This is a genomic window from Nocardia vulneris, assembly GCF_001613425.1.
GTDB classification, from domain to species: domain Bacteria; phylum Actinomycetota; class Actinomycetes; order Mycobacteriales; family Mycobacteriaceae; genus Nocardia; species Nocardia vulneris.
Genome location: NZ_BDCI01000002.1, coordinates 433,861 through 445,335 on the forward strand (window position 1 = coordinate 433,861; position 11,475 = coordinate 445,335).

General features: G+C 67.1%; 10 protein-coding genes. 7 read left to right on the forward strand and 3 right to left on the reverse strand.

What is annotated here, in order from left to right; translation table 11 throughout:
- Positions 1-67 precede the first annotated feature (67 nt).
- Together NVU01S_RS03765 and NVU01S_RS03770 are read left to right on the forward strand one after the other, a co-directional pair.
- A complete protein-coding gene (locus tag NVU01S_RS03765) occupies positions 68-1,219 on the forward strand; it encodes a serine hydrolase domain-containing protein (RefSeq protein ID WP_043664899.1) in 1,152 nt (383 codons plus the stop codon).
- Between the two features lie 142 nt (positions 1,220-1,361).
- Positions 1,362-1,820, forward strand: coding sequence for a DUF6299 family protein (locus NVU01S_RS03770; protein ID WP_043664902.1), 459 nt, complete (start codon positions 1,362-1,364; stop codon positions 1,818-1,820).
- A gap of 9 nt (positions 1,821-1,829) precedes the next feature.
- Here the strand turns inward: NVU01S_RS03770 and NVU01S_RS03775 are convergent, their stop codons facing one another.
- Entirely contained in the window at positions 1,830-3,011 is a 1,182-nt protein-coding gene (locus NVU01S_RS03775) for an acyl-CoA dehydrogenase family protein (RefSeq protein WP_043664904.1), read from the reverse strand.
- A 284-nt stretch (positions 3,012-3,295) separates the two neighbouring features.
- Here NVU01S_RS03775 and NVU01S_RS03780 point away from each other — a divergent pair, with 284 nt between their 5' ends.
- Genes NVU01S_RS03780 through NVU01S_RS03795 form a run of 4 tightly spaced genes read left to right on the forward strand, consistent with a single transcriptional unit; the run spans position 3,296 to position 7,871 of the window.
- Entirely contained in the window at positions 3,296-4,096 is an 801-nt protein-coding gene (locus tag NVU01S_RS03780) for a tryptophan 2,3-dioxygenase family protein (protein ID WP_043664907.1), read from the forward strand.
- A complete protein-coding gene (locus tag NVU01S_RS03785; RefSeq protein ID WP_043665149.1) occupies positions 4,093-5,223 on the forward strand; it encodes an aminotransferase class V-fold PLP-dependent enzyme in 1,131 nt (376 codons plus the stop codon). Before NVU01S_RS03780 ends, NVU01S_RS03785 begins: the two co-directional genes overlap by 4 nt.
- The gene (locus NVU01S_RS03790) at positions 5,220-6,263 is read left to right on the forward strand and encodes a methyltransferase (protein ID WP_043664909.1); all 1,044 of its coding nucleotides are present in this window, start codon (positions 5,220-5,222) and stop codon (positions 6,261-6,263) included. Before NVU01S_RS03785 ends, NVU01S_RS03790 begins: the two co-directional genes overlap by 4 nt.
- Before the next feature lie 48 nt (positions 6,264-6,311).
- Complete coding sequence (locus NVU01S_RS03795; RefSeq protein ID WP_043664911.1) at positions 6,312-7,871, forward strand: phytoene desaturase family protein; 1,560 nt, start codon at positions 6,312-6,314, stop codon at positions 7,869-7,871.
- Between the two features lie 45 nt (positions 7,872-7,916).
- Here the strand turns inward: NVU01S_RS03795 and NVU01S_RS03800 are convergent, their stop codons facing one another.
- Together NVU01S_RS03800 and NVU01S_RS03805 are read right to left on the reverse strand one after the other, a co-directional pair.
- Positions 7,917-9,680: a flavin monoamine oxidase family protein gene (locus NVU01S_RS03800; RefSeq protein WP_043664913.1), complete on the reverse strand. Its 1,764-nt coding sequence runs from the start codon at positions 9,678-9,680 to the stop codon at positions 7,917-7,919.
- A 248-nt stretch (positions 9,681-9,928) separates the two neighbouring features.
- Positions 9,929-10,294, reverse strand: a complete 366-nt coding sequence (locus tag NVU01S_RS03805; RefSeq protein WP_052280202.1) for a peptidase inhibitor family I36 protein — start codon at positions 10,292-10,294, stop codon at positions 9,929-9,931.
- A gap of 204 nt (positions 10,295-10,498) precedes the next feature.
- Between NVU01S_RS03805 and NVU01S_RS03810 the strand changes: the two genes are divergently transcribed.
- A complete protein-coding gene (locus NVU01S_RS03810) occupies positions 10,499-11,389 on the forward strand; it encodes a helix-turn-helix domain-containing protein (protein ID WP_043664914.1) in 891 nt (296 codons plus the stop codon).
- Positions 11,390-11,475 lie beyond the last annotated feature (86 nt).

Consider the following 11,475-nt stretch of genomic DNA (forward strand, 5'->3'; position numbering starts at 1 on the left):
CTAATCGCGTGGGCTGGCCGAGGAAGAAAGCCCCCATCAGCAACTAGAACGTGTTCTAATTCTGGTCATGAACCGGCTGGTGCACGGGCACGTCGATCCCGCCTTCCAGGCAGTGCGCGAGGTCTTCGAGGCGAGTTTCGAGGACGGACAGAACACGGGAGCCGCCGTGGCGGTGTTCGTCGATGGCCGTGCCGTCGTCGATCTCTGGGGTGGCGTAGCGGACACGCGCACGAACCGGGCCTGGGAGCACGACACCCCCGCCGTCACCTTCTCGTGCACGAAAGCGGTCACCGCGACGGCCGCACTCGCGCTGGCCCACACGGCGGGTATCGGCTGGGACGAACCCGTGACGACATGGTGGCCGGAGTACGGCACCGCGGGGAAAGCGGCGACGACCCTGGCGGACCTGCTCGCACATCGCGCCGGGCTCCCGGCCTTCGACCGCGTCGTCACCGCCGCCGACGCCGCCGACCCGGCCGCCATGGCCGCGCTCCTCGCCGATCAGCCCCCACTGTGGCGGCCGGGTGCCGAACACGGCTATCACGCACTCACTTTCGGGTGGCTCGTCGGAGAGTTCGTCCGCCGCCGCACCGGTGCCACCGTCGGCGAATACGTCCGCCGTCACTTCGGCGACGAACTGTGGATCGGCGCACCGCCCGAGGTAGCCGCACGCGCGGCACGGGTCGCGTTCCCGCCTGCCGCCGAACAGCTCTGGTCCGATCCTGGCCCGATCGATACCGCGACGGTCGCGAAAATGGCACAGGCCTTTCGCGATCCCGATGCGCTTGCGCTGCGCGCCTCCACCAATCCCGCTGGGTCCTTCAACAATCCGGAGGTGCTGGCCGGCGGGTGGCCCGCCGGCGGACTGGTCACCACGGCGCGCGCCTTGGCCGGGTTCTATCGCGATCTCGTCGACGGAACGCTGCTTCCGCCGGAATTGCTCGCCGAAGCGACTCGCGAACAAGTACGCGGCCCGGACGCAGTCCTGTTGCTGGAAAGCGCTTTCGGCCTGGGCTACATGCTGCCCTGCGAAAACTTCATCCTGCCCGAACCGGCCCGCGCGCGGGCCTTCGGACATCCCGGCGCGGGCGGCGCGATCGGGCTGGGCGACCACACCCACCGGGTGGCCATCGCCTTCGTGCCGAACCTACGGCGCGACTGGCTGTCCGGCGACCGCCGCGCTTACAACCTGGTCGCCGCCACATACGCTGCGCTGTAAGCGGCTTGCGACACCACCCGCGCAAACCACACCTGACTGTGAGGGACCGTATTTTCTGGGGATCGTGGGACGGCCTGGGACGGGATAAGCTCGCTGGGGCAAGCGTCTTCGAATTCCTCTCCTACACAACAGGAGTCATGCGATGTTCGACCATGCCCGAAGCATTGGAAGGCGTATCGGTAAGCACCGGATCGCCGGACTGACACTCGCCGCCACAGCGGGATTCGGCGTCGCGCTGGCACCGACCGCCGTAGCCGTGGCGCCGCCGCCGAGTCTCACGGTGGACAGCGTTGCGCACTTGAACACCGACCGCAGCGTTGACGTCACGGGCACCTACACGTGCAGTGGTGGCCCGAGCAGCATCATCAGGGGCGATTCGGGGCTGTACCAGGATGACGCGGGTGTCTCGTCACCGTCGGTCACGGTGCCCGGCAACTGCGACGGCGCCGCACATCCCTACACCATTCATTTCCCGCCCGGCAGCTACTTCGAATTCCAGCCCGGCCCCGCCACTTTCACCAGTGTCTGGCTGTTCTACGACGCCAACGGCGATCCCACCGAGGCCGAACTCGTCAACGCCCCGATCACATTGCAGAACTGAGGGGTCCGCTCACTCCACCAGATCCAGGAATTCCCAGTGCGCTCCGGGTTGTGCACCGCTGAGCCACTTTCCGCAGTTCTGCAACACCACCGGGCCCGAAGTGATGTGCTGAGTACCGGTCTCGAGATCCCGCAGGAACCGATCGATCGTGCCGCGCCGGATCGCGGTCGTCGCGGCCCAGCGGTGCACGGTCTGGCCGACGTCGTGCGCCGTCCACGTCGCGTGGTTGAGCGCCAACCGGACCAACGTCTCCTGTTCGGTGCTGAGCGGTTCCCCGTCGGCCAGCGTCTCTTCGTGGTCCTGCCAGACCCGCATCACCCACGCGCGGGCCGACCGCAATTTCGCTTCGGCACCGGCATATTCGGCATGGAACTGCGCGGTGTCGACGGCGGCGTGGCGCGTGCCGGACTTCTTCGCGGCGTACCGCTGCAACTCGTCCAGCAGTCGCCGGCCGGTGCCGAGCGCCCAGCCGGTGTGCACGATCGCGGACATGTTCACCACGCCGATGCGGTAGATCGCACCACCGTTGGCGGGCGTCATGGTTGTCGCGGGGTAGGTATGCGTCTGCGGCACGAAGACTTCCGTGCAGTGATAGTCGATGCTGCTCGTCGCGCGCAGCCCGAGCACATCCCAGTTGTCCACCAGCGTCACCTGCGATTTGGGCATCGCGAGGATCCGCGGCTCGCCCGTCCCCGCCACCTGGATCGCGCTGTGGATGTGCGTGGCCAGTGCCATGCCCGAGGCGAACTGCCACTGCCCGCTCACCAGATAGCCGCCGTCCACCGGGACGGCGCGTCCTGGCCGGGTACCGTGGCCGGACAGCAACGCGTGCTTGCCCGCCGCGACGTCGGGAAACAACTCGGCCGCCGCGGCCGCACCGAGGTAGGCCGCAGTAGTGCCCGTCACCATCTGCAACACCATCATCGTCCATCCGGCCGAGGCGTCGTGATAGCTGAGCCGCTCGATCGTCTGGATCAACTGCAACGGCGAGAATTCGTAGCCACCGAGATTCTCCGGCAGACCGGCTCGGACGATCCCCGCGGCCAGCAGGTCCCGCGCCACCTCGTCGGTGAGACTGCCGCGTTCCGCGGCCGCGGCCGCATTCGCTTCTATCGATTCGGCGAGCGCATCGATCCGTTCCAACATCGCAGGGAATTCTTTGCTGATGTGCAGCCGAGCCGAAGCAGTCATACGACGATTATTCCTACATCTAGATAGCGTTGTGGCACAGCCCATTTCGCAACCACCGAGCAACCACCACTCTCGAACCCCACCCCCGCCCTGTAAAGGCCTCGGTCGACTCAGTGGACCACCCGCAGGTCACGGCCCCTCGTTGCGGTTGCGCACCTGACGGTTCCGGGCGACTGATCCGCTGGGTGGACCGGCGCGATGCGCCTGGCCGGCCCGTCGCGAAGTCGGGGGCAGAAGGTATTACGAACAAGGCGGCGACATGTCGCCGGGGGGGGAGAACGCTCATGTCCACGATCGAGGACGGATCGGCGGCGGCACAGTTGCGGGAGGCACTGTCGAAGCCGATGTTCAACACCGTCTTGAAAGCCTGGGTCGGCGACGGGACTTCCGACTACGAGGTGTATCTGCGCACCGCCGAACTGTTGTCCTTGCAGACCGAGGCGGACCGGCTCACCGATCCGGACGAACTGATGTTCCAGATCGTCCATCAGGCTCAGGAGATCTGGCTCAAACTGATCGCGCACGAACTCGTCGGTGTCGTAGGCGAACTCGACGGTGACGACCTGTGGCGGGTGTCCGCGCGGCTCGATCGGACGATCCGGATCGCCGAGTGTCTGGCCCGCGAGATCCGCGTGCTCGAGACGCTGACACCGCGCACCTATCAGGTCATCCGGCGCAGTCTCGGCAATGGCAGCGGGCAGGAATCACCCGGCTACAACGCGGTTCTCCTCGCCGCCGAACACGTCGACGCGGCGCTCGATCGGCTGCTGGACCGCCGCGGGGTGGGCCTCGCAGAGGTCTACGCCGCCGCGCAGCCCGCGCTCGAACGCATCTGTGAGCTGCTGGTCGATGTCGACGAACGGTTCCAGCTGTGGTTGATCAGCCACTTCATGTTGGTGCGCAGGACGATCGGCGTCGGTCACGGGGTGCACGCCCTCGACGGGGTGCCGACGCGGGTACTGACCGGCCGGATGACGAAGCCGCTGTTCCGCTCGCTGTGGCAGATCCGGATCGAGCTGACCGAGAGTTGGCGACGCGAGGGCGGATACGCGCCCGGAGCGGCCCGTACGGCGACGGCCCGATGAACGACATCAGCCATATCGACACTCTGCGTGCGCAATTCCCGGTGCTGGACACCTGTGTGTACCTCAACAGCAATTCGACCGGGGCGCTGCCGCGCGGCGTCGAGCAGGTACTCGATCGCTACTGGGCGACGATGCGGAACTGGCGTGACGACGCCTGGGGCGGATGGCTGGACGAGCTGGACGGCTATATCCACGCGCTGGCCGAATTCCTCGGCGCCCCAGCGAAAACGATCGTCACCGACACGAACCTGACCACGCTGCTCGGCCGGCTCGCCACCTGTTTCGATTTCGGTGGCGAGCGCACCAAAGTGCTCACCACCGACCGCGAGTTCCCCACCGTGCCGTTCCTGTGGCAAGGCTTCGCCCGCTACGGCGCCGAACGCGTAATGGTCGATTTCGATACCGGGGCAATCGAAGCCGCGATCGACGAGCAGACCCTGCTCGTGTGTGTGGCCCATGGCAGCTACAGCACGGGAGCGATGCTCGATCTCGAACGGATCGTCGCGCGCGCCCATCGGATGGGTGCGCTGGTCATCATCGACGCCTTCCAAACGGTCGGCGTCGTGCCCCTGAATCTGCCCGCGCTCGGGGCGGATTTCGTACTCGGCGGCGCGGGCAAGTGGCTGTGCGGGGCGCACACCGCGTTCCTCTACGCGCGCCGCGAACTCCTGCCGACGCTGCGGCCCGCCGCCACCGGCTGGTTCGCCGGTCGTGATCCGCTGTCGTTCCGGCCTGCCGAGGACTGGGCCGCCGATGCGCGGCGGCTCGCGGGCGGCACGCCGATTCCGCTCACCGCCATGATGTCCCGCGTCGGCCTCGACCTGCTGGCTTCGGCGGGCATGCCGGCGATCCGGGCGCACTCGCTGCGCTGCACCGAACGCATCATCGAGCGGGCGGACGCAGCGGGCCTCACGGTGCGCACCCCGCGGGCGCCGCGGTACCGCGGCGGCGTTGTCTGCCTCAGCTTTCCGGGTGACGAGCTGGTCAAGCGGCGGCTGGTCGAACGCGGCATGGTGTGCAGCTGGCGCGAGGGACTGCGCGTAGCTCCCCATATCTACAACACGGTGGACGAAGTGGACGCTTTCATGGACGCGGTGGCTGCCGAGCGAAAGGGGCTGCGCGCATGACCGGGATCGTCGTCTCGCCGCGCGCGCTGCTCAGCCTGCTGTGCAACGGCGACAAGGCCATCGATGTCGTACGAACCGCTTGGGAGATGGGTCTTTTCGACGCGCTGGACACCGGACCGGTGTCGCTCGGCGCGCTGTGTGATCGATTCGAGGTGGTACCGATCCGCCTGTACAAGCTGCTCGACTGTCTCGAATGCCTCGGCCTGGTCGGACGACGGTCCTCGGACCTGTTGCACGACACCGGATATCACGCGATCGACGGTGCGCGCGACGCGGCCGTCGACGTGCTGGGTCCGGACTCGCTCGAACGGGACCGGGACACCTACCCGTGGCGCACGCTGTACGGGCATCTGCCCGAGGTACTGCACGGCACGCGTGGCATGCCGTCCGCGGCTTTCGCGTGGCCGCTCGACAACGCCGAGCAGGTCGCCGGATTCGAACACAGCATGGCGGCCGGGATCGGCCCCATCGCCGAGGCGTTCGGAATACACGCCGAGTTGTGGCGGGACGACTCGCGGCTGCTCGACGTCGGTGGCGGCGACGGCACCTTGGCCGCGCACCTGCTGCGGAACCAACCGGCCCTGCGGGCCGACGTCTACAACCTCCCCGCGTTGCGGCCCCTCGTGGAACGCACGCGGGCGCAATCGGGCTGCGGTGATCGGCTGGGTTTCGTCGGCGGCGATTTCCTCGCCGAACCGCTGCCGAGCGGGTACGACATCCTGTCGTTCGTGCGCGTGCTGCACGACTGGCAGCGACCGCAGGCCCGGGAGCTGCTGGCCAAGGCCTACCGCGCCCTCCCACCGGGTGGGCGGGTGCTCATCTGCGAGGAATTCCGGGACGCCGAACGGCTCGCCCGGCAATTCTTCTGGTCGTATTTCCTCATCGGCGTGGACAGTTGCACAAGCATGTTGCGGGAAGTGGCCGACTATCTCGACCTGCTCGGCGAGATCGGTTTCCGAGAGGCCACGGTCCTGCCCGGACCGTTCGACATCATGGTCGCCACCAAGCCCACTGCCGAAAACGAGATTCCGGTCCGGTGAGTGACAAGAAATATCGACCTGCTCCGCCGGTGCTGGTCGACTGAACATATGCAGACTTTCGACCACATATTCGTCGGCGGCGGCCACAATGCATTGGTCGCCGCGGCCTATCTGAGCAAAGCGGGCCATGAGGTACTCGTCCTCGACCGCAATGATCGGGTGGGCGGGTTCGTGCGCAGCGCCGAATTGACGCCAGGGGTGATCTACGACCCGTTCTCGTCCGCGATCCCCCTGTTCATCAGCGGGCCCGCGTGGCGTGACCTCGGGCCGGATCTGGAGAAACAAGGTCTGCAGATCTTACAACCCGAGTTCCCGACCGGGGTGTCCCTGGAAGACGGCACCACGGCGGTATTCCCGCGGGACCCGCTGGCGCTCGCGGAGGAGGCGGACCGGCTGCACCCCGGCGACAGCTCGGCGGTCGCCGAGATCGTGTCGGCGCTGGGGCCCGCGGTGGGCCCGATATTCGGGTTGCTGGGCCAGGATCTGACCGGAGCAGCGGCCCGCGCCACCATCGCTCAGCTGGTGCGCGAGGGGAACGGCTGGTCGGAAGTCGCCGAGATCGCACTGGACAGTGCGCGTTCCGCTGTCTCGGAGATCGAATCCCCCGCCATGCGTAGCCTTTTCGGCTCGTGGCCGGCGCACGTGAGTCACGGCCCCGACGACGCGGGCGGCGCGTTCTGGACGACGATCTTCCCACTCGGTTTCACCGCGGGTGGCAATCCGATCCCCCAGGGCGGCATCGGCAAACTCGCCGAAGCGCTCGCGGGCATCATCACCGACCACGGCGGTGTGCTCCAGACCGGTGCCACCGTCACCCGGATTCGGGTGGCCGACGGACGCGCCGTCGGCGTGCAGCTGTCCGACGGTAGCGCGTATCGGGCCCGCAACAGCGTCGTCGCCTCCGTCAACCCCGACCAGCTCTACGAGTGGCTGCTCGGCGAAACCGAAGTGCCCGAACGGATCCTGCGGCAGGCGAGCCGATACCGGTACGGCACCGGGCTCTTTCAGCTCCACCTCGCGACCAGCGCGCCGATCCCGTGGACGGACAAGCGTTTCGAACGGATCGGGCAGCCGTTCCTCACCGAGTCGCTCGACGGGCTGTCCCTGCACGTCGCGCAGGCACGGGCCGGGTTGCTGCCCGCGTGGCCGACGATGACCGTCGACTCCCCCACCGCGCACGACGCGACGCGCGCACCCGCGGGCATCAGTGTGCTGCGCATCCAGGTCACCGATGTGCCCACCCGCCCACGTGGCGACGCGGCGGGAACGATCACCACCGACGGCACCTGGAACACCGACGTGGTGAACCATTTCGCCGACCGGGTACTCGAGGTCGTCGAACGGCATGTCCCGGGCTTGAGCGCAACCATCATCGCCCGCGAAATTGTCACTCCCGCAACTCTTTCCGCATTCAACCCGAACAGCGGCCCCGGCGACCCCTACGGCGGTGCCCAAGACCTCGCGCAAAGCTTCGCCCTTCGCCCGACCTCGGCCGCACCCGGTCACCGCACGTTCGTCCCCAACCTCTACGTCCTCGGCTCGGGCACCTGGCCGGGCGCCGGCGTCTCCGGAAACTCCGGTCACATCGTCGCCCAGTATCTACTGTGATCCCGACCCCTCGGCCGCGGTCGTACCGCGATCGACACCGCCCCTTTATCTCTGGTGAACTTCCAGGGCAGTGCGAACCGCACTCTCGAGCGCTCCTTCGATCCATGCCGGCTTGAGCGTAGTGTGGTCGCCGGCCAAATGGATTCGCCCTTCGATTGTCCGGGTCGCGGCGTGGTGTTCGTGTAGCTGGCCGGGGGTGGGAATGACCGCTTCACCCAGGGCATAGCGGGCACGTTGCCAGGACTGCGAGACACCGACACCGGTGAATTCGGTGTCGACGCGGGGACCGAACATGCGACGCATCCCAGCGAGCGCGAAATGCACCCGCTCGCTTTCGGTGAGCGAATCCCAGCGCATGGCATCGTCGGACCAGGTGTAGCTGGCCAGGACGACGCCGCCGTCGGACTCGGGCACGTGGGAGGGGAAATAGGTGAATCGATTAGGACAGTCCGATACGCACCCACCACCGCGGAATCCGCGCACGCCTTGCTCCCAGAACCTGGTCTTGAACTCGAGCAACACCTTGGTGGCGGCATCATGGTGCAGTTCGGTGATGGCACGACGGGTCGGATAGGACAGCGGCGGGTCGAAGGTGCAGAAACGGGTGGCGGTCAAGGGGATAGCGAGAATGGCGTAGTCGCCCTCGAACGATTCGATCGGATCCATCGGTGCCCCATCGGTGTGCTCGCTGCCGGATTCGGCGGTGGTCCACACCTTTACACCGCGATCGGTCTGCTCCAGGTGGGTCATGCGTCTGCCCTGACGCACGGCAGGCGCGAGTTTGCGGGTGAGCGCATCGGTCAACGTCGCGGTGCCGCCTTCGAGTTCCCAGTAGCTCGCGTCCGGGCGGATGAGGGCATGGTCCACCATCGCGGAGATGACACCGTAGTGCAGTCGGGAGGTCAGGTTCTCCAGGGTGCCCACCGTAGCGAGATGCGCAAGGCTCCAGCCGTGCTCCATCAGATAACGGTGCGTGGAGTAGTCCTCGTAGGTATTGAAAACCTTTGCCCAGCCATCGATTCGACGCTCGATGGGCCAGTCGTCAGGCACCCCCACCTTGTGCAACGCCAAATCGAGCGCAACTCTGGCCGGCGCGGTGAGGTCCACACCGAAATCACGATGCAACGCCGCGGGATCGCCGGCGTACTCGGCGCGCGTGAGGATCCTTCCATTGGTGTTGATCAGCGTACGGCCCGCCGCGGGCGGTGGCCGGAACTCGACAGCGGGACCGTTGCTCCATTGCTCGCCGGTGAAGGAGCGATATACGACGGGCGTGACCGCCGCGGAACGTGCCTCCGGCGCGACGTCCGCGTTGTGGAATTGCCGCCGCCGCAGCCCCAGTTTGTCGGCGAGCGCGAGCACCATGGGATGGGCGCTCGGTAGCCGCATGGCCCCGGCCTCCGCATACAGGTTGGGATCGCTGAACATGCCGCGAAAGGTCTTGACGCGCCCGCCCGTTCGGCTGCCGTTGGCTTCGATGACCGTCACGCGGTGCCCGGCGTCGGCCAGCAGATTCGCCGCGGTCAGTCCGGCCGGACCCGCGCCGATCACCAGAACTCGTTTGGGCGCAGTAGTTTCGGGCAGACCGGTGTCGATCAGCGTGCGCAGGTAGGTCAGCCGCAGATCGTTGCCCGCGGCGTCGACCCCCAGCATCTCCCTGGCCAACTCCACGCTGCGATCCATCGACCGCGCGAAGTCCGTTCGAGCGGAAGGCGGACCGCAGGCGAGGGTCGTCGCGCCTGCGGCCAACGCTCCCGCCGCAGCCGCGGTGGTCAACAACGCACGCCGTCCGATCACAGTTTCCGCCACGCCCCGACCGATCCCTTCTGTGGACCACGACCCGGCTGATTTCTTGCGATGTTGCCGGATGTTAGCAAGGATGGTTCAGGCGGCAGCGATGTCGACCTGTGGGCACGCCGACGGAATTTGTCACGGTGCGGATGGGCTGCACAGCACGCCTGGTTTCGCCTTTCGCCCGATCGCCGCTCGGGTACTGGCCGGGCGCCGACGGCTCCGGAAGTTCCGGCCACATCGTCGCCCGTCGCGGACGTCGCAATTCAGACGCCACGCACCGAGTGGATTTGCACGGCGACGTCGGCCGGGACGTCGGACTTCCAGCCCGGGGTGACATGGAAAATAATGCCGCCGCGGTAGTTGTATTCCGTGTATCCCTCCCACGGTTTCGAGGTGCGATTCCAGAGGGAATAGACCTGGCCGTCCATGTTCTGCAGACGGAGGTCGGTCGAACCGAGCTGGAAGTAGGCGATTCGCCCGCCGCCGTCGGGTGCGCTGAAGATACAGAACCGGGCGCTCGGGCAGCGGTCGTATCCAGCTGCTTCGGCCTGCGCGGGGGCAGCGAACGCGCCCATTCCGACCACTCCGGCAACCGCAGAGACCGCCACCGCGGCCTGTTTGAAAGTCATGCGAAAACGCATTGTCGTGCCCCTCCCGTTATGAGGCGGCTCGAGCGAGCCTGCCGTCGAATGGATAGTAGGACAATCGAAGTCGGTCGCATTCCCCAGTTGCGACCCCACTCGCGCCGCGCGGGCCCGCGTTCCGGCAGACGATGACCCGTGGATTATCGAGTACTTACGGTTGCGAACTACCCCGCTGAGTAGGGTCGGGGGATGGTGTTCGATTCCACTCGGTTCGATCTGCAACCCTATGCCGGTTTCGACTTCGACGGCTGCGTTCGGCGGACGTATTGCAGCTTCGAGGATGCCGGGTGGCAGTCGCTGCTCGTACAGCGGTTCGAGCATGCGCCCGTGGTGCGTGAGATGCCGTTGCCGGCCGCGGCGGATCTACATCTGGTGTTACCGCTGACGGGGAAAGCGGTGCTGCAGACACGCAACGGCGGGCGCAGCGTGCCGTCCACCTGGCTGCCCGGCACAATCGACGCCAAACTGCCGGGCCAGGTCACCTCGGTGAGTTATCGCGGCGACGGACCGATGCGCAGTGTGCAGGTGCACATCCCGCGCCCCACGGTCGACGCGGCCGCGGCCCAATTGGGCGAACAGGGCGTGGATTTCGAAGCGGTGTCCGCGGCGCTCACGCAAGGCGATCCGCTGATCGAGGAAGTGATGCGCGCGCTCGCGGTGCCCAGCGGCGCGGATGATCTCTACGCCGAGTCCGCGGCCGCCTTCCTGAGCATGCACCTGCTGGTCCGGCATGCCGGTGCGGCGGCGCCGACGGCACCGGCCCGCGAGGATCGGCGGGTGCGCGCGGCGGTGACGATGATGCGCGAACGGTACGCCGAGCCGATCACTTTGGCGGATATCGCGGGCGAAGTGCATCTCAGCGTCTACCACCTGGTCCGGGTCTTCCGGACCGAGACCGGGACGACACCGCATCAGTTCCTGCTCCGGCTGCGGGTCGACGAGGTGAAGCGGCTGCTGCGCGACACCGAGCTCCCGATCGAACAGATCGCGCCGCGTTGCGGTTTCGGCAGCGCCGGTGCGCTGTCCACCGCTTTCCTGCGGTACACCGGCGTCCGGCCTTCGGTGTACCGCAAGAACTGATCGGCACGCCGCAATTCCGTGCCTGGCCCTCGCGCCACGCGGTCACGTGTACTGAGACCCGGAACACGACCGCTCCGATTCTTCGA

Coding starts and splice junctions, on each gene's coding strand:
- NVU01S_RS03765 (WP_043664899.1), top strand. CDS start 68: ATGAACCGGCTGGTGCACGGGCACGTCGATCCCGCCTTCCAGGCAGTG.
- NVU01S_RS03770 (WP_043664902.1), top strand. CDS start 1,362: ATGTTCGACCATGCCCGAAGCATTGGAAGGCGTATCGGTAAGCACCGG.
- NVU01S_RS03775 (WP_043664904.1), bottom strand. CDS start 3,011: ATGACTGCTTCGGCTCGGCTGCACATCAGCAAAGAATTCCCTGCGATG.
- NVU01S_RS03780 (WP_043664907.1), top strand. CDS start 3,296: ATGTCCACGATCGAGGACGGATCGGCGGCGGCACAGTTGCGGGAGGCA.
- NVU01S_RS03785 (WP_043665149.1), top strand. CDS start 4,093: ATGAACGACATCAGCCATATCGACACTCTGCGTGCGCAATTCCCGGTG.
- NVU01S_RS03790 (WP_043664909.1), top strand. CDS start 5,220: ATGACCGGGATCGTCGTCTCGCCGCGCGCGCTGCTCAGCCTGCTGTGC.
- NVU01S_RS03795 (WP_043664911.1), top strand. CDS start 6,312: ATGCAGACTTTCGACCACATATTCGTCGGCGGCGGCCACAATGCATTG.
- NVU01S_RS03805 (WP_052280202.1), bottom strand. CDS start 10,294: ATGACTTTCAAACAGGCCGCGGTGGCGGTCTCTGCGGTTGCCGGAGTG.
- NVU01S_RS03810 (WP_043664914.1), top strand. CDS start 10,499: ATGGTGTTCGATTCCACTCGGTTCGATCTGCAACCCTATGCCGGTTTC.